Here is an 18,064-nt window from a genome sequence, read left to right as displayed (position 1 = left end):
TCATCCACCCGCCTTTAAGAGTCTGTCGAATTTTTCATTGATCGACAGATAAAGTGAAAAATACGGAGACGCAGAAGGTTTTAGCCTGTTTCTTCCGGCGGAATCGGCCACAAGGAACAGGATCTGCAGCTGTCTGGCTGAACGGGCGAATTTGCTCACAAACGGCGCCAGTGCCGGGTCGGTCGTCACTACAAAACCGATTTTTTTCTTGTTGCCGGAGAGCCGCAGATCATCGGCCTTTAAGGCCCCGGCCTTTGATAACCCCGCCATCGCCTCATTGACGCCGGCCATTGCGTGAATGGCACTCCCCTGAAGAAAAAGCGGTTTAGCCGTGCTGCTCCAGGTCAGGTGCACGCTGAAGCCCGTTTCGATAAGCATTCTGACCAGAGAAGCGGTAAAAGCCACTCCGCGTTCAAAAAGGGCATCCGTGTCCCTTCCGCGTGCCACGAAAACGACGGAAGCCTGTCTTTCTCTTTCCGGCTCAAACTGTTTGGCCACAAGCCGGTTCGTCCGCGCCGTTGATTTCCAGTCAAGCCACGACAGACGGTCGGTCGGCTGATAGGGACGGATACCCGCGAACTGCGAAAGATCTCTCTGCCGGATCAGATCGTCCAAAGCGCTTTTCCCGAAACCAGCCCCGGGTATCCCAAGCGGCTGTGTTTTGGGATAGACAAGCCACGTTCCTTCGCACTTCAATCGGACGGTTCTGTGAAAAAAGCCGAAGGAATCTCCGGTTTTCAGCCGAATTTCCCGGACTGTATAGTTCCCCCGCACCATATTCGGAAGCGAGTAGGACAGAGTGGCGGAGCGCCGCAGCCAGAACAGCCTGACCGCATCTCCCTCACGCACCTGTCCGCCGGAGCGCGGTGAAAAAATGTCCTGAACGGTGACCAGAAAAAAAGGGGCCGGCCACCTTCTTTTCAGCATAATCCGGACATGCATCGTGTCGCCGGCAAACAACTCTTTCTCTTGAATCGCTCTTTTCGCTTCAATCGATCGGAATGGGTAGACGAGTAAAAAAAACATGTAAAAAACAAAGGGCATAAAGGCGTAAAAAACAAACCAGCCGGCAAAGCCGCCTTGAAACATGGCGAAAACAAACATGCAGGCAAAAACAAGGAGTATGACCGCACAACGGCAGAACGCACTTTTTCTGAATGCGAGAAGACGATGGAGGCCGGTTTTCATTTAACCGATTCCTCACGCATAACCGGGACTCCGATTTTATCGATGATTTCATCGACAATCGCAAGCGCAGTCATATTTTCATAGGAAGCCTCCTGTTCAAGAACCAGCCGGTGCCCAATGACAAACGGAGCCATCGCCTTGACATCGTCCGGAACGACGAAATCGCGCTGTTCGACAAAAGCATATGCCTGAACGGCTTTCAGCAGACCCAGCGTTCCTCTCGGACTGACTCCAAGATAAACCATCGGATGTTCGCGCGTTGCCGTAACGATATCAAGAATATAATTTTTGATACTGTCCGAAACGAAAACCGAATCTGCACAGCGGCGCAGCTGCAGAATATCGGAAACCGTCAGAATCGAGCGGAGCTCTTTCAGAGGATCGCGGCCGGCCGTGCGGTTCAAAATGGCCAGCTCGTCTTTCCTGCTCGGATAGCCTATGGACAGTTTGATCAGGAAACGGTCCAGCTGAGCTTCGGGCAGGGTATAAGTTCCTTCGTACTCAATCGGATTCTGGGTGGCCATGACAAAAAAGAGATCCGGGAGTTCCCGGGAAACACCGTCTACAGTCACACTGCCTTCCGCCATTCCTTCCAGAAGAGCGGATTGCGTCTTCGGAGACGTCCGGTTTATTTCATCCGCTAAAATGATATTGCCCATCAGCGGTCCCGGTCGGAATTCAAATTGCAGAGTTTTTTGATTATACAGGGAGAGGCCGGTAATATCGGAGGGCAGAAGATCGGGCGTAAACTGAATCCGTTTGAATTCCGCCCCGATTGTCCGGGCGATGGCACGGACGAGGAGCGTTTTGCCCACACCCGGAATATCTTCAATCAGAACATGTCCCCCGGCAAGCATGGCAACCGTGATCAGTTTAATGATTTTCCTCTTGCCGACTACGACGGTTTCAACATGATCGATCATATCAGCGATTAGTTGATGTTCAGCGCCATGGTTCATTTTTTTCCCCGCTTTGTTCTGATTATTTCAACCATTTCAATTCTATTGTACAGACTTTCCGGCCGTAATTCCATTCGGGGCTCCTCAGAACGCCGGCGGGGCACAGACCGGGCGACAGGTTTAAATACTTTATATGGATTCTTCAGCCCATTTTCCTGCTGTATCGCCAAATAATGAGGATCGGCTTTTCCTGAGACTGTCAGTCTCTCGAACGGCAGAGAGCATTTCCGCGATTAATAAACTCGCACAACGATTTGACAGATCAGGTGCCGCGGAATCGGGCGCAATGATCGATAAACGGCTACTGATGACCGATAAACTCCCGATGACGACCGATAAACCCGGCACAACGGACGATAAACTCCCGGCGACGGCCGATAAAATCGGGCCACACCAGTTGATAAGACCCCGGCCGCGGTTGATCCATCAATCAGGGATGATCTTGCCGTTCTGATTATTCGCACTTATTGGTCCGTTTGCTGCTGATTTTTTGACTGTTTCTGTCGATTTTCCGCCGGCTGCTTGATAGGAACGAAACTTTCAATAGCCCCGCTGACCTTTTTGGAAACGCTCCTTTTTGGGCAACTTTAACCGGAAGGACGTTTCCCGGTGATTTTGGCTGCGATTTACAGGAATCCGCGGGCGGTCAGGAGAAAAAGAGCAGACATTTCCGCCATGCAGCGCCTGCCCATGCGGGATCTGCCGCTTTTTCAGCGGAATCAAGCGCCGTTCGCCTGAACCATTCAAAAGAATAAACTGCCGCCTGTGCCAAGCGATCGCTTTTCGGAAAAATCGCCGGTGTTTTCGCGCCGCAGCCCGACTGGATGCATGAGTTGAGAAGATGCCCATTATACTTTATAAAACTGTCACCGCCCGGTCCGTCGGACATAGCCGTTTAAAAAAGCCGATATTCTTTCTTCCAGAAATAAAAGGAGGAAGCACGTCATATTTTTCGCGTGATTTCTCCCTTTTCGGTCCTGCCTGTCCATTGACGGACCAGCCTTTTTTACAGACTGTTTTTTAACTGATCCACCGAAACGGATAATGTATCGGTTCCCGTTCCCAATTTTTTCGTGATGCCGACAAGTTCATCCATACTTTTATTGATATCCTCGGAAAGCTTGCTGTTCCGGTCAACCGATGAAATGATGTCCCGGAATTTGTCGGCAGTCTGCTTCGATTCTTCCATTCCTTTTTCTATGATTCCCGTCGTTGCGTTCAGAGAACCGACAACGCGGGACGTGACGTTTACAGACTTGCCTATAAGATCGGAAATCTGCACCATGGCATGATTGGTTTCTTCAGCCAGTCTTTTTATCTCCTGTGAGACGACGGCAAATCCCTTGCCGTACTCTCCCGCCCTGGCCGCCTCGATTGCCGAATTCAGAGCCAGTATGTTCGTCTGCTCCGAAATTTCTTTAACGAGAACGGTCACGCGGCCGATGGCCTGTGACGATTCTTCCAGTTTTCCGACCATCCTGCCCATTTCTTTAATGGAGTGATTGGCCGCCGTAACCTGAGAAAAAAGCCGTTCCAGCTGGGCCTGTCCCGCGGAAGCCTGTGTTTTGGCAGTCTGTGTCTCCCGGCTGCTTTCGGCCGAAGACTCCCTGACGAGTTGAAAATGTCCGGACAAAGCGCTGACCGTCTCCCCGGTCTGATCCGTCAGAGCCGTCAGACTGTCGCTGACGTGCGCTATGGCCGATCGGAGATCTTCCCGGCCTACTTCATATTCCCTCTTCAGGTTCTGTGAGTATTCCAGATCGTAAGCTTCAAGAACAATCTGCTGCTCAAAGCTGATGATCTTATCAATCGCCCGGACCATTCGCTCGACAGCAGAAATATCGCCGACCGTTCGGAAAACGATCCGGCACAGGCTGCTCTGCAGATTTTGAAAAGCTCCCATGTAGTAAGACGGACTCAGAGCAATCGTATAATGTATTTTTCCGACCCTGAGCCGCCTTTCAAGAAAGGATTCATCAATGATTCCTGAAAAGAGTTCCATAACATGTGCCGCCAGCGTCCGGCTCAGCTTTTCAACGGTGCTGTGCTTGTCGATCATTTGTTTCAGCGGCTCGATTTCATAGACACTGCCGTAGAAATCTTTTGCGATGACATTGATCTCTTTCTGCACAAAAGGCCGCAAGAGCTTCAGCAGCTGCAAATCTTCATTTGTCAGATCAAGCATTCTCAGTTTTTCAAGCACCTTGCCGTCTTTGACCGTGACAGAGACTTTCTCGGACTTTGCCCTCTCCAGCCAGTCATCAACCGCTTCCTCACCTTTTTTAAAAAACACCCGGTCTCCCCCGCTTCCGTTCGCTCTTTAGTCCATGATCGGCACGCTGATCCATTCAGAATAGGCCTCACGATGGATTTATCTACATTATAACAAAACCGGTTATAACGGAACCTGGTGACTTTTAACGGATTTTCAAACATATGTAAGGGTGCATGCTTTCTTTTCGAACAGGCTTTCTTTAAAACGGCCGAAGAAATTTACTCTGGAGATCCATCTGCCGATATCAAACCGTATCGGCCGTTTGCATTTTCAATTGACGCGGGAAATGTTTCGTGCTAAAATTTCTTTAAACTTCATTATGAAAGACTCTTATTGAGAGTGGCGGAGGGACTGGCCCAGTGAAGCCCGGCAACCTTTCAGTGAATTTGAAAAAGGTGCCAATTCCAGCAAAACTTCGATCAGCGGGGTTTTGAGAAATAAGAGGGTGCGGATGATCATTCAGGCCTCTCTGCCAAAGCTGGAGAGGTCTTTAATTTTTCCGCTTTTTTATTTCCCGCTCATAGATAAGGCTTCTTTCAAAGAAAGGAAACGGGAGGATGAGAGTATGGCAGAAGTGCTGAGTTCCAATCTTGGCTATCCGAGAATCGGTGAAAAACGGGAATGGAAAAAGGCTCTGGAGCAATTCTGGGCCGGCAAAATTTCAAAAGACGTCTTTCTTGCGACGGTTAAAAAGCTTCGCCTGAGTTATCTGAAAAAGCAAAAGGACCTGGGTGTAGATCTGATACCGGTCGGTGATTTCAGCCTTTACGATCACGTGCTTGATACGGCCGTATTATTCGGCCTGATTCCCGATCGCTTCAACAAGGGAGATAAAAAGATTCCGCTCGAAACCTATTTTTCTATTGCCCGCGGAGACAAAGAAGCAGAAGCTTCGGAAATGACAAAATGGTTCAATACCAATTATCACTATATTGTCCCTGAAATCAGCAATAAAACACGGCCTTTCATCACCGAAAACCGCCTGCTTACTCTGTTCAACGAAGCAAAAAACGAGCTCGATATTATCGCTAAGCCGGTGATTGTCGGTCCGGTCACTCTGCTCCGGCTGTCCAAGGGTTATGATCGCGATCATTTCAGGCCGCTTCTTGAATCACTGATCCCGCTGTACGTCCGGGTATTTAATGAACTGAAAGATGCCGGAGCCGAATGGGTGCAGATCGATGAACCGGTATTAGTCGGAACGCTGTCTCAGGAAGATCTGGAAGTATTCCGGGAAACGTATCGCTCGATCAGAAACGGTGTCCGCGGATTAAAGCTGCTCCTTCAGACTTATTTTGAAGCCATCGACGGCTACGAAGAAATCATCAAACTGCCGGTCGACGGCATCGGCCTCGATTTTGTTGACGGCAGAGAGGCGAACCTCAGCCTGCTTCAGACTGCCGGATTTCCGAAAGACAAAGTACTCGCGGCCGGCGTGATTGACGGACGCAACGTCTGGAAAACCGATCTGGCCGCGACGTTCGACCTTCTTTCCAAGCTGCTCGGTTATGTCGGCGGAAAAGATAAACTGTTTGTCTCACCGTCATCCAACCTGCTGCATGTTCCTGTGACCGTCAGGAATGAAGCATCGCTCGATCCGCTATTAAAAAATGCGCTTTCGTTCGCCGATGAAAAACTGACGGAAACGGTCACACTTGTCAAAGGACTGAATTCGGGAAAAGCGGCAATCGAAGCAGACATCAGGAAAAGCCGGGACGACCTGCAGGCGCTGCAGCAGTCCGATCACCGCAACAACAAGAATGTACAGAGAGAACTGCGGCATCTCGGATCCGAATTGCCGTCGCGCCCGGGATCGTTCAGGCTGCGCCGGCAGATTCAGAAAGACGCTTTTCAACTTCCGATCCTTCCGACAACGACGATCGGAAGCTTCCCTCAGACCCCGGAGGTCCGACAGGCACGGCGCAATCTGCGCAAGGGCGAGTGGTCGGAAGAACAGTACAATCAATTTATCAAAGACGAAACAGGCAAATGGATTAAAATTCAGGAAAACATCGGCGTCGATGTGCTTGTCCACGGAGAATTCGAACGGAACGACATGGTGGAATATTTCGGAGAGAAACTGGCGGGATTCGCCTTTACACGCTTCGGATGGGTGCAGTCCTACGGCTCGCGCTGCGTCAAGCCGCCGCTGATTTTCGGCGACGTTGCCTGGCAAAAACCGATAACGGTAAAAGAAAGCGCCTATGCCCAGTCGCTCACCAAACTGCCGGTTAAAGGCATGCTTACCGGTCCGGTTACTATCTACAACTGGTCCTTCGTCCGCAACGACATCAGTCAGGCCGATGTCTTCAACCAGATCGCGCTGGCACTGAAGAAAGAAGTGCACGCGCTTGAAGAAGCGGACATCCGCATGATTCAGGTGGATGAACCTGCGCTGCGCGAAGGCCTGCCGCTTAAGGAAAAGAAAAAAGCCGGGTATCTGCACGATGCGGTTTACGCGTTCCGGCTCGCCACTTCGTTCGTCAACAACGATACACAGGTCCACACCCATATGTGTTACTCGGAATTTGACGAAATCATTGAAGCCATTGATGCGCTCGATACCGATGTCATTTCGATCGAGGCCGCGCGCAGCCATGGCGAAATCATCTCGACCTTTGAAGATTTTAAATATGAAAAAGGAATCGGCCTCGGCGTTTACGACATCCACAGCCCGCGCATTCCAAGCGTCGATGAAATAAAATCCTATGCGGAACGCGCACTGCAGGTGCTTGATCCGAAACTGTTCTGGATCAACCCGGACTGCGGCCTTAAGACACGTAAACCGGAAGAAGCGATTCCAGCACTGAAAAACATGGTTGAGGCTGCCCACGAAGTCCGGAAGGAACTGGAGAGCAAAATCGGAAAGTAAACAACACCGTCTTAAAAAAGAACGCCTATGAGGCGTTCTTTTTTTTACGCAATGGGCCGCGATTATTTGAAGAATCCAGCCACGCTTTCCTTTTATAAGCCGGAGAAACGGCAGCAGCCTGGGAAAACCGATATCCTAACCGGTCGGCAGCCGGATTTGGTGGATCTATCCCGCACTCCGGTCGATAGACCTTGCAATTCCGCCGGTACAGCCATGATTTTGGCCGATAGACCCGCGATTTCGGCTGGTAGACCTGCGATTCCCGCCGGTAGACCTCCGATTTCGGCCGGTAAACCCGCAATTTCGGCTGGTAAACGATTCCGTCCGGCAGGCAGCCGGATCGGCCGGACGGCCGCTCTGCGAATCATTTTTTCCGAACAAAAAGCCGGGCTTCTTAATGCCCGGTTCAGCCGCTGAGGCTCCTTTGTTTCCGTTCAGGACTGACTATGATTACATATTATGACTTGAATCCCGCAATTCGATATCGGGATGTTTTTGCTGAAACCAGCGCAGCGAAAAATCATTTTCAAAAATAATAACCGGCCGATCTTTGTAATCGGTCACAATCAAATTGTTTGAGTGGCGGCGCAAGTCTTCGGCATCTTCCCTCTTGGCGATCCATTTCGCCACCTGATGGGGCATGTGTTCAATATCAAGATCGACGCCGTATTCTGCCTGCATTCTGTAGACAAAGACATCGAACTGCAGGGTGCCGACAACGCCGAGAACGGTCTCTTCAAAAGGCGTCTTGTAAACCTGAATGGCGCCTTCCTGAGCCAGTTGGCTGACGCCTTTGAGGAAATGTTTTTGTTTCATTGCATTTTTCGCCCGGACCTTGGCAAAATGCTCCGGCGCAAACTGCGGCAGCGCTCCAAAATTGAACGTTTCCTTGGCTTCGCAGACCGTATCGCCAATCTGGTAAAATCCGGTATCATAAAGGCCGACAATGTCGCCCGGAAAAGCCTCATCGATCAGTTCCCTGCTGTCCGCGAAGAACTGCTGAGGCTGAGCGAGCTTGAGCTGTTTGCCGGTGCGGTCGAGATAGACCGTCATCCCCTTTTCAAATCGTCCCGAACAAATACGCAGGAAGGCGATACGATCACGGTGAGACGGATTCATATTGGCCTGGATTTTAAAAACAAATCCGGAAAATTGCTTGTCGTCCGGATTGACAAGGCCGCCGCTCGACTGCCGCGGCTGCGGATACGGCGCCATTTTAAGATAGTGTTCCAAAAAAGTCGGAATGCCGAAACTTGAGATGGCGCTGCCAAAAAATACAGGCGTCTGTTTCCCTGACCTCACCTTCTCGAAATCGTAGGTGCTTCCCGCCTCGTCCAGCAGCAGAAGATTTTCTTCAAGCTGACTGAGTGTATAGTCATCGACGTTCTCTTTAAGAATGGTGCCCAGTTCCTCCACTTCGCCGAGCTGCTGCACCTGCCGTTCACGTTTGTCGTTATACCACTCGATCCGATGCTCCAGGCGGTCGTACACTCCGCGAAAAGACTGTCCCATACCGATCGGATAATTAATCGGGTACGTTTCAATGCCGAGCACATCTTCAATTTCTTCGAAAAGCTCAAGCGGCTCTTTCCCCTGGCGGTCAAGCTTATTGATAAAGGTGAAGATGGGAATGCCGCGGTCGCGGCAAACCTTAAACAGTTTGATCGTCTGCGGTTCGACCCCCTTCGCCGCATCAATGATCATGACGACGCTGTCGACAGCCATCAACGTCCGGTACGTGTCCTCACTGAAATCCTGGTGCCCCGGTGTATCAAGAATATTGATCTTATAGCCTGCATATTCAAACTGCATCACACTGGAAGTTACCGAAATGCCTCTCTTTTTCTCCAGTTCCATCCAATCGGAGGTCGCGAACTTTTCCGCCTTGCGCGACTTGACGGCTCCTGCCGTTCGAATGGCCCCGCCAAGAACAAGCAGTTTTTCCGTCAGCGTCGTTTTTCCGGCGTCCGGATGGGATATGATGGCAAACGTGCGTCTTCTTCGAATTTCCTGTTGTAACTGATTCATTTTTTCCTCCTAAAAAAACACTGATCGTCTGCAACTGCCCGATTATGATTCACGCCGCGAGTCACCTAAAGAAAACCGGCCGATCGGCAGGCCTTCACGCGAAGACAAAGGCCCGATTGTGACGGACTGATACCGAACACGCTGCAGAGCCTGCGCCTTTGTGCAGCTGACGGCCGGTCCTGATGCCAGCATGCCACAGCGACTATGTCCGGCCGGCGATCCCCATGCCGCAGGACAAGCGCTTGCGTTCGACCGCTTATACGATATTCCGATAAAATTCATACCATCTTATAGTACAAGAAAAAGGCATTCGCCGCCACTCTACGAGTCGGATGCCATTTCCCGGCGGCCCAGAATGGGATGATCCCTTCCGAAAAAGCCATCGTCTCGCCCTGCGAATGCCCTTCTATCATTTTATCCCGGTATGTTCAAATAGTTACATGAAATCTCTCAGCAAAAAACTTTTGTCAAAAAACAAGCGAATCTTATCGCAGACATGCCCCCGGGCCGATCAGGAAACCGTTCCGGCCCGGCGTCAGTGTCTTATTTTTTCACGAGCGCGTGTACACGTTCCATCACGGCCGTTTTCAGAGCGGCAAATTTGCTGTCCCGCGTCTCTTCGTTTTTGCCTTTGACACCGAAATAAAATTTAATCTTCGGTTCCGTTCCGGACGGCCTCAGGCAGAACCATGAACCGTCGTCGAGTTTATACTTCAGTACGTTGGAAACCGGCAGGGCAATCTTTGTTTTGGCAGCCGTTTTCACGTCGATCGCTTCGGATTTTTCATAGTCTTCGATAACAGCAACAGAAACTCCGCCCATTTCCACCGGCGGATGCTTTCTGAAATCGGTCAGAATCGCCTCAATCTCCGCATTGCCCTCAATTCCTTTCAGTGTCAGAGATTCAAGCCCTTCCCTGTAATAACCGTACTTTTTGAAGACATCCTGAAGCGCATCGTAAAACGACTTCCCTTGAGATTTAAAGAAGGCGGCCGCCTCGGCAGCGAACAGGGCGGCCTGAACCGCATCCTTGTCGCGGACAAAAGAACCGATCAGATAGCCGTAACTTTCTTCATAGCCGAAGAGGAACGTGTGCTCGCCGCTCCGTTCATATTCGTGGATTTTTTCACCGATAAATTTAAACCCGGTCAGTGTATCGACAGTCGGGATCCCGAAAGCTGCGGCAATCGCCCGGCCGATCTCAGACGTGACGATGGTCTTAACGACAACGCCGTTGGCCGGCAGTGTGCCTTTTTCCTTCTTCTGGGAAAGCAGATAATCCAGTAAAACCGCTCCGGTCTGGTTGCCGGTCAGAACCACATATTCACCCTGATCATTTTTAACGGCAACACCGAGTCTGTCGGAGTCGGGATCCGTCCCGAGCAGAATATCCGCATCGATTTTCTTTCCGTATTCAATGGCAATTTTAAAGGCCGCATGCTCCTCCGGATTAGGCGACTTGACCGTTGAAAATTCAGGATCGGGATCCGCCTGCTCCTTAACGACCGTTACATTGGTAAAGCCCCAGTTCTTCAGGCCGTTCACAATCGGATGATAGCTGGATCCATGAAGCGGAGTAAAGACAATCTTAAGATCGGACCCGACCTGTTTGATGATTCCGGGATTCAGCGACAAGGTTTTCAGGTTTTCCTGATAGGCCTGATCCACCTTTTCACTAATGACTTCAAGCAGCCCCTTTGTCTTCAGTGCCTGTTCATTCCCGACTTGTACCTTCAGTTCATCCTCAACCGAAGCCACATATTTAATCACGTCATCTGCTTCAGCCGGGGGCAGCTGGCCGCCGAATTCATTGTAGACCTTGTATCCGTTATATTGCGGCGGATTGTGGCTCGCCGTGATCACGATCCCTGCGAAAGCGTGCAGATAACGCACGGCAAACGAGAGTACCGGCGTCGGACGGAGCGTATCGAAGATAAACGTTTTGATGCCGTGGGCACCCAGCGTTTTCGCGGCTTCTACCGTAAATTCCGCGGAGAAGTGGCGCGGATCATGCGCGATCACAACCCCGCGCCTGACGGCATCTCCGCCCGCATTCAGAATATATCTTGCCAAACCTTCCGTTGCTTTTCTGACGGTGTAAATATTCAGCCGGTTTGTTCCCGGGCCGAGTTCTCCGCGCATCCCGCCGGTACCGAATTCCAAATTTTTGTAAAAGCAGTCTTCCAGCTTGACCGGGTCATCTGCGATTGCATCCAGCTGCGTTTTCAGATCCTCATCCAGGCTTTCATCCGCCTGCCATTTTTTATAAACTGTTTCCCAACCCAAACTGACCACCTCGTGTTTATATGGTTCTTCATACCTTTTTGCCGAAGTTTCATTCCTTATTATAGCAAAAAAACGCTGTCATTCACATGTCAATCAAACAGCCGCACATCGTAAATAAGGTGTGCGGCTCCACTTTTTATTCTAAGATTTGCTGACTTTAGGAGCGAAATACCTGATCAATTTCTCGAGAGACACATCCAGGAGAGAATTAAAACAGCCGTCAACGTGTCCGAACGGCATCTGCTTCGTCACAGCGTTCGGGACAACAATACAGTACAGTCCCGCTTTTTTCGCAGCAAGCGAGCCGTTGAACGAATCCTCGATGGCGATGGCTTCCTTCGGCTGCACGCCCAGGCTGTCAATCGATTGAATATAGAGCGCCGGATCGGGTTTCACTTTTTCGACATCGTCACTTGATTTGATGCTGAGAAAATAGTCGGACAGGCCGAGGCGTTTCAGATGCCTGCGCGTCCATTCGCCCCTTGAACTCGTGGCAAGGCCGATTTTCAATCCCAGGTTTTCAGCTTGGGTGAGCAGCGATTTTACGCCCGGGAGCACCTCTTCCTGATCGACAAGTCTGTTAAAAAGTTCGTATCTTTCTTTCTGAAAGGCTTCATGGTTAATTTTGATATGCCCCTGTTCTTCCAGATAGCCGAACGAATCAAAACCGTGCTGCGTCCCGACGGACTGGCTCCACACACTCAGAGGCAGATTCACATGATATCTCTGAAACATTTCCTGCATGACTAGATACATAATTCGTTCACTATCCAAAATCACACCGTCAAAATCAAAAACTATGGCTTTAATCATTTCAAACAACCCTTCTCAGTGGCTTCACGATTCATTTTAACACGATTGCTGCAATTTATTTAAGAAAAAAAACCAAGGCGGCCCTTCTGTCCATTTTTGATAAAACGGCGGCATTGAAAAAATTTAAAAGCAAATCGTTTACGAGGGAGAGCGTCATTTATGAAGCAGCCGGTTATCGTGCCTGAAAAAAATCAAATTTCAGCGGTTGTTCGGGGCTGCATGCGAAGCGCCAATATGTCTGAAGGCACTGCGGAATGATTGGGACGGATCTTGAAAACGGAATCAATTTTTTTGATCACAACAACAGGGTCCATGAAGCCCCATCCGGGCAGGGGCCGGCAAAGCGGCCCGGCTTAAGGAAACAGGATCAGCCTGCAGACAAAATGCGGCCTTATTCACGGCGAAGCTGCACGTATGATGATTTTTTCTGGAGACAGCCCACGGCAGCCTGACGCGCCGGCAGACGAATCAGCTCGATTGGCCTGGATTCTGCGCCATTCGGCAGACGGACAGGTCATCCTCGATACGACCAGCCCCAAACGAAACGGGCCATTGAATCTGCCAAAGGGGCCGGCATCAGCTCACCCGCCGGGAATGGCAGGAAATTTATCCGGCCGCCGGCAGCAAAACGCCATGATCCGCGAAAAATAAGGAGGTTCGAAAGCAGAGGAAGTTTCGAACGAATATGGATTTTAGGAGATATGGAAATGATCCGCTGCCGCCTGACGGCATGCGGATTATTTTTTAATAGGGCGCCGTCTCAAAAGAAGGGAGCGGCCTGTCTCAGGTTCCAAATCCGCTCCGTGCTTTCGACGATCGGCACATTCATGAGCGCCCCGCTGGCAAGCCCACGGCGCGGACAGAGCCTGAGCCGCATGGATACAATCCGCTGAAATTTTATACTTAATAGTATAAAAAGAGTCAAGGTTTCAGGAAGCGCGCATACACTAAATTAATCAACCTCATAAGCGGCCGCACTCTATGGTACCCGGCTCATCTTTAGTAAGGAGGGATTCTTTTATGGCGGACTTTTTGATTTCCGAAGAACAGTGGGACCTTCATCAAAAGGGCTATCAGGACCAGCGCCGGCATGCGGAAAAAGTCAGGGAAGCAATCAAGAACAATCTTCCTGATCTGATCAGCAATGAAAGCATCATTCTTTCGGACGGTCAGAAGATGACCCGGATCCCGATTCGCTCATTGGACGAGTATAAACTGCGTTACAACTTTGAAAAAACAAAGCACGTCGGCCAGGGAAAAGGCGACAGCAAAGTCGGCGATGTCATTGCCAAGGCACCCGGAAGACAGGCGGGCCAGGGAACGGGCAAAGGAAACGGCGCAGGCGACAGACCCGGAATCGACTATTATGAAGCCAATGTCTCGATTATGGAAATTGAAAATCTCTTTTTCAAGGAACTGGAACTTCCCCACCTGAAACGCAAACTGGAAGCGGACGTTGTCGTCGACAGCATCGATTACCGCGATGTCCGAAAAAAAGGACTGATGGGCAACATTGATAAACGGCGGACGATCCTGCAGGCAATCAGGAGAAATGCCCGCTCCGGAAAAACACAGATCTATCCGATCCGCGAAGAAGATCTTCGCTTCAAGACATGGGAGACCGTTATTAAACCGGAGAGCAAGGCCGTCGTGCTTGCGCTGATGGACACCAGCGGATCGATGGGCGTCTGGGAGAAATATATCGCACGCAGCTTCTTTTTCTGGATGGCACGCTTTCTCAGAACCAAGTATGAAAGAGTCAGTATTCAGTTTATCGCCCACCATACTGAAGCGAAAATTGTCACGGAGGAGGATTTCTTTTCCAAGGGTGAAAGCGGCGGCACCATCTGTTCATCAGCCTATGTAAAAGCGCTGGAATTGATCCGGACGTCCTACCCTCCCTCAAAATATAATATTTATCCATTCCATTTTTCAGACGGCGACAACCTCTCATCGGATAATCCGAAATGCATCCGCCTGGTCAATGAAATTATGTCGCTGACCGACTTTTTCGGCTACGGGGAAATCAATCCCTATCACAGATCGAGCACCTTGATGAGTGCCTACCGGACGATTAAAAACGATGCCTTTCGTTCATTTATCTTAAAACAGAAGAGCGATGTCTATCATGCGATGAAATACTTTTTTCATAAAGAGCCCGAAAGCACTGCCATTTGAACGGCCCGGCGGTCTTAGTCTCTCCCCGCAATTTCAGGGGCCCAGCCTTTGATCGGGGCCGGGGCTTGCCGATCTTCTTTAAAAAAGTGCCCGAATGAGGGCTTTTTTAGTTGCCGTGTATGATTCCCAGGCGATTAAGCGGCCAATAGCGAACATCTACTTTCCCGACCAGTTTCTTCTCACTAACAAAGCCGAATATGCGGCTGTCCGCACTGTTCTGCCGATTGTCGCCCATCACCCACAATTCGCCCTTCGGCACGCGCATCTGTCCCGTCAGCCCTTTTAACGAGAAATTCCCGGTCAGCACCCCGCCTGCCAGCTGCTGCTTATAGCGGTCCAGGAAGGGCTCGCTGACCTTTTTATCATTTATGTACAGCCGATCATTTGAATAAGTAATTTTATCTCCGGGCAGGCCGATCACTCTTTTTACATAATCGTCCGTCGCTGTCGCATGGAAAATGACGACATCAAAACGCTTGGGCTGGGTGAACCTGTAATCTATTTTATTCACAACCAGCCTGTCGCCGTCATAAAGCGTCGGCATCATCGAGGGCCCCTGAACGATATAGTTCCCGATAATGAATGACCGCACAATCAGCACAACGAAAACGGCCAGTCCAATTGCCAGAATCCACGTAAATGCTTCATTTTGTTTTTTTTCTTTCTTCATCGGCCAACGACTCCTCTGTCTCTATAAAAATAGTCCCGTCGGCGCAGCTTCAGCCGGCAGATTTTCCTGCGTCCTCTTTAGCGTACACGAAAAGCGCTGTTCCCAACCGGACGCAGCGCTTTTCAAAAATAAGCTCATTGATTTTCCAGTAAATGGATTGTACCGAATTCCGGAAGGGGCCAGTAGCGAACGTCCACTTTGCCGATAATCTGTTTTTCATCTACAAATCCGAAGAAGCGGCTGTCCTCGCTGTTCTGGCGATTGTCTCCCATGACCCAGATTTTTCCTTTCGGAACACGGAGCACCCCGGTTTTTTCTTTAAGATTAAAATCGGGTGTCAGAAGCTCCCCCTTCGGCAGCTTTGCCTTATACTTATCCAGGTAAGGCTCCTGTACCGCTTTCCCGTTCACATAGAGCTGATCATTTTTATAGGCAATCGTGTCGCCGGGCAGCCCGATGATCCGTTTGACATAATCATCCGTCGGCGTTGCATGAAAAACAACAACATCGAAGCGATGCGGCGTCCCGAAAGAATAGCTGATCTTATCAACGATCAGCCGGTTGCCGTCCTGAAGCGACGGCATCATCGATTCGCCTTTGACTACATAATTGTCAAAAATAAAATAGCGGATAAGAAGAGCAATAATTACGGCAATAGCAATTGCTCTTATCCAGCTCCAAAGTTCTTTTGTTGCTGCCTTCATTTGTTTTCCCTGCCCCGATTGACATTCCGTTCCGCGCCCGGAACGACCGCCTGCGGCAGTCCGGATCATGCCGCCGATTTTCAGCGATTGAGCAGACTGCCTACATATCTTAATAATTCGTTCGCCGAAGTGGTATTATAACCGTACTCGTCGACGAGTCTTGCAATTACCTCGTTAATTCGTTTAAGCTGCGTTTCATCCGGTGTTTTGCTGGACGTCGTGATTTTAACGACATCTTTTAAATCAGCAAAAAGTTTTTTCTGTATCGCTTCTTTCAGCCGCTCATGCGACTGATAATTAAATCTTTTTCCCTTGCGTGCATAGGCGGAAATCCGAATCAGTATCTCTTCCCTGAACGCTTTTTTCGCATTCTCGGAAATACCGATCTGCTCTTCGATCGAACGCATCAGTTTTTCATCCGGATCGACTTCATCCCCTGTAATCGGATCAAATATTTTATTGCTATTGCAATAAGCTTCGACATTATCCAGATAATTGTCCATCAAAGTCTTTGCCGATTCTTCAAAAGAATAGACAAATGCTTTCTGAACTTCCCGCTTCGCCAATTCGTCGTATTCCCGGCGCGCGATCGCCAGAAATTCGGTATAGCGCTCACGGTCTTCATCGGAAATCGACGGATGCTGATCAAGTCCTTCCTTGATCGAACGCAGGATATCGAGGGCATTGATCGAAGGGACTCCTTTTTTTATGATCGCCGAAGAAATGCGATTGATCACATAGCGCGGATCAATGCCGCTCATTCCTTCATCCGAAAATTCATGTCTCAATTCTTTAATATCGGCCGTATTGTAACCTTCCACCAGTTCTCCGTCATACAGCCTCATCTTTTTCACCAGATCGATGCCGCGGCTTTTCGAGTCTTTCAGCCGGGTCAGGATAGAAAAGACGGCGGCCGTTCTCAATGCATGCGGAGCAATATGGACATCGGCGACATCGCTCTCGGAAATCAGCTTTTTATAAATTTTTTCCTCTTCGCTGACCTTCAGATTGTAAGGAACGGGCATGACAATCATACGCGAGTGCAGCGCCTCATTTTTTTTGTTGCTGATAAACGCCCGGTACTCAGTTTCATTCGTATGAGCGATGATCAGTTCATCCGCCGAGATCAGAGCAAAACGGCCCGCTTTGAAATTGCCTTCCTGAGTCAGTGAGAGCAGATGCCAGAGAAATTTCTCATCGCATTTCAGCATTTCCTGAAATTCCATGATCCCGCGGTTGGCTTTATTCAGCTCGCCGTCAAACCGGTAAGCACGCGGATCGGATTCCGAGCCGTATTCGGCAATGGTTGAAAAATCAATGCTTCCCGTCAGATCGGCGATGTCCTGAGACTTCGGATCCGAGGGGCTGAACGTGCCGATGCCGATACGCTTGTCTTCCGACAGAAAAATGCGTTCGACCGGCACATTCTCGATTTTCCCCCCGTAATCCTTTTCGAGCCGCATCGCATTGAGCGGTGAAAGATTGCCTTCGATGCGAATGCCCGTCTCCTGATAAAAATCCTCGCGCAGATGAACGGGAATCAGATGCAGCGGATCCTCATGCATCGGGCAGTCTTTAATCGCATAGACGGCCCCCTCATCAGTCCACGAATACTGCTCAAGACCCCGTTTCAGCAGGGTCACAATCGTCGACTTGCCGCCGCTGACCGGCCCCATCAGGAGCAGGATACGTTTTTTTACATCCAGGCGCTTGGCCGCCGGATGAAAGTATTCTTCAACCAGACGCTCAATCGCTTCTTCGAGCCCGTAAATTTGTCCATCGAAAAAACGATAGTTCTTATGCCCGCCCTTCTCGGAAACGCCCGACGAGACGATCATCTGATACACCCTGGAGTGCGCGGACTGTGCAATCACCGGGTTCTTTTTCACCAATTCCAGGTAGTCTGTAAATGTCCCTTCCCACTTCAATTGTTTCTCATAGTCGCGGAATTCTTTTAATTTCTCCAGAAAGTCCATAATATCCCCCCAGAAAAGATTAACCCATGTAATAAAGTGTATGCACAGGTCCCCCAATCTTTCATGAAAACTCCGTTCTCACATTTTTCGTATAGTAAAAATATGATTAGAGAAG

At 49.9% G+C, this 18,064-nt stretch carries 13 protein-coding genes and 1 riboswitch; of the genes, 4 read left to right on the top strand and 9 right to left on the bottom strand.

Features of this window, described 5'->3' with window-relative positions; all coding sequences use genetic code 11:
• The 3 genes from OYT88_RS12700 to OYT88_RS12690 form a co-directional block, all read right to left on the bottom strand.
• Positions 1–1,188 carry a DUF58 domain-containing protein gene (locus tag OYT88_RS12700; RefSeq protein WP_274400506.1) on the bottom strand — a complete coding sequence of 396 codons (1,188 nt, stop codon included), beginning with the start codon at positions 1,186–1,188 and terminating at the stop codon, positions 1–3.
• Positions 1,185–2,147 (bottom strand): AAA family ATPase, encoded by a 963-nt coding sequence (locus tag OYT88_RS12695; RefSeq protein WP_274400505.1) that lies wholly within the window; start codon positions 2,145–2,147, stop codon positions 1,185–1,187. The genes OYT88_RS12700 and OYT88_RS12695 overlap by 4 nt, the downstream gene beginning before the upstream one ends.
• 1,006 nt (positions 2,148–3,153) lie before the next feature.
• A complete protein-coding gene (locus tag OYT88_RS12690; protein WP_274400504.1) occupies positions 3,154–4,440 on the bottom strand; it encodes a globin-coupled sensor protein in 1,287 nt (428 codons plus the stop codon).
• Between the two features lie 309 nt (positions 4,441–4,749).
• Positions 4,750–4,866, top strand: a riboswitch (SAM riboswitch).
• 121 nt (positions 4,867–4,987) lie between these two features.
• Here OYT88_RS12690 and metE point away from each other — a divergent pair.
• Complete coding sequence (gene metE / locus OYT88_RS12685; protein ID WP_274400503.1) at positions 4,988–7,294, top strand: 5-methyltetrahydropteroyltriglutamate--homocysteine S-methyltransferase; 2,307 nt, start codon at positions 4,988–4,990, stop codon at positions 7,292–7,294.
• Positions 7,295–7,744: 450 nt separating this feature from the next.
• Here the strand turns inward: metE and OYT88_RS12680 are convergent, their stop codons facing one another.
• From OYT88_RS12680 to OYT88_RS12670, 3 genes are all read right to left on the bottom strand, one after another.
• A complete protein-coding gene (locus OYT88_RS12680; RefSeq protein ID WP_274400502.1) occupies positions 7,745–9,322 on the bottom strand; it encodes a peptide chain release factor 3 in 1,578 nt (525 codons plus the stop codon).
• Between the two features lie 543 nt (positions 9,323–9,865).
• Positions 9,866–11,608: a phospho-sugar mutase gene (locus OYT88_RS12675; RefSeq protein WP_274400501.1), complete on the bottom strand. Its 1,743-nt coding sequence runs from the start codon at positions 11,606–11,608 to the stop codon at positions 9,866–9,868.
• 141 nt (positions 11,609–11,749) lie between these two features.
• Positions 11,750–12,421, bottom strand: a complete 672-nt coding sequence (locus tag OYT88_RS12670) for an HAD family hydrolase (RefSeq protein WP_274400500.1) — start codon at positions 12,419–12,421, stop codon at positions 11,750–11,752.
• Positions 12,422–12,835: 414 nt separating this feature from the next.
• Between OYT88_RS12670 and OYT88_RS12665 the strand changes: the two genes are divergently transcribed.
• The 3 genes from OYT88_RS12665 to yhbH all read left to right on the top strand — a co-directional run bounded on the left by OYT88_RS12665 (position 12,836) and on the right by yhbH (position 14,599).
• The gene (locus tag OYT88_RS12665; RefSeq protein WP_274400498.1) at positions 12,836–13,072 is read left to right on the top strand and encodes a hypothetical protein; all 237 of its coding nucleotides are present in this window, start codon (positions 12,836–12,838) and stop codon (positions 13,070–13,072) included.
• Between the two features lie 56 nt (positions 13,073–13,128).
• Positions 13,129–13,314, top strand: coding sequence for a hypothetical protein (locus OYT88_RS12660; protein WP_274400497.1), 186 nt, complete (start codon positions 13,129–13,131; stop codon positions 13,312–13,314).
• 127 nt (positions 13,315–13,441) lie between these two features.
• Entirely contained in the window at positions 13,442–14,599 is a 1,158-nt protein-coding gene (gene yhbH / locus OYT88_RS12655; RefSeq protein WP_274400495.1) for a sporulation protein YhbH, read from the top strand.
• A gap of 106 nt (positions 14,600–14,705) precedes the next feature.
• On the opposite strand, the gene lepB (OYT88_RS12650) is transcribed toward yhbH, so the two are convergent.
• The 3 genes from lepB (OYT88_RS12650) to prkA all read right to left on the bottom strand — a co-directional run bounded on the left by lepB (OYT88_RS12650) (position 14,706) and on the right by prkA (position 17,949).
• Positions 14,706–15,269: a signal peptidase I gene (gene lepB / locus OYT88_RS12650; RefSeq protein ID WP_274400494.1), complete on the bottom strand. Its 564-nt coding sequence runs from the start codon at positions 15,267–15,269 to the stop codon at positions 14,706–14,708.
• A 134-nt stretch (positions 15,270–15,403) separates the two neighbouring features.
• Positions 15,404–15,973 carry a signal peptidase I gene (gene lepB, locus OYT88_RS12645; protein ID WP_274400492.1) on the bottom strand — a complete coding sequence of 190 codons (570 nt, stop codon included), beginning with the start codon at positions 15,971–15,973 and terminating at the stop codon, positions 15,404–15,406.
• Between the two features lie 80 nt (positions 15,974–16,053).
• Positions 16,054–17,949 carry an ATP-dependent protease PrkA gene (gene prkA / locus OYT88_RS12640; RefSeq protein ID WP_274400490.1) on the bottom strand — a complete coding sequence of 632 codons (1,896 nt, stop codon included), beginning with the start codon at positions 17,947–17,949 and terminating at the stop codon, positions 16,054–16,056.
• Positions 17,950–18,064: the final 115 nt, after the last annotated feature.

It is taken from the genome of Sporolactobacillus sp. CQH2019 (assembly GCF_028765345.1).
Lineage (GTDB): Bacteria > Bacillota > Bacilli > Bacillales > Sporolactobacillaceae > Sporolactobacillus.
This window is presented reverse-complemented; position numbering and strand designations above follow the sequence as displayed.

Coding starts and splice junctions, on each gene's coding strand:
- OYT88_RS12700 (WP_274400506.1), bottom strand. CDS start 1,188: ATGAAAACCGGCCTCCATCGTCTTCTCGCATTCAGAAAAAGTGCGTTC.
- OYT88_RS12695 (WP_274400505.1), bottom strand. CDS start 2,147: ATGAACCATGGCGCTGAACATCAACTAATCGCTGATATGATCGATCAT.
- metE (WP_274400503.1), top strand. CDS start 4,988: ATGGCAGAAGTGCTGAGTTCCAATCTTGGCTATCCGAGAATCGGTGAA.
- OYT88_RS12680 (WP_274400502.1), bottom strand. CDS start 9,322: ATGAATCAGTTACAACAGGAAATTCGAAGAAGACGCACGTTTGCCATC.
- OYT88_RS12670 (WP_274400500.1), bottom strand. CDS start 12,421: ATGATTAAAGCCATAGTTTTTGATTTTGACGGTGTGATTTTGGATAGT.
- OYT88_RS12665 (WP_274400498.1), top strand. CDS start 12,836: ATGATGATTTTTTCTGGAGACAGCCCACGGCAGCCTGACGCGCCGGCA.
- OYT88_RS12660 (WP_274400497.1), top strand. CDS start 13,129: ATGATCCGCTGCCGCCTGACGGCATGCGGATTATTTTTTAATAGGGCG.
- yhbH (WP_274400495.1), top strand. CDS start 13,442: ATGGCGGACTTTTTGATTTCCGAAGAACAGTGGGACCTTCATCAAAAG.
- lepB (WP_274400494.1), bottom strand. CDS start 15,269: ATGAAGAAAGAAAAAAAACAAAATGAAGCATTTACGTGGATTCTGGCA.
- lepB (WP_274400492.1), bottom strand. CDS start 15,973: ATGAAGGCAGCAACAAAAGAACTTTGGAGCTGGATAAGAGCAATTGCT.
- prkA (WP_274400490.1), bottom strand. CDS start 17,949: ATGGACTTTCTGGAGAAATTAAAAGAATTCCGCGACTATGAGAAACAA.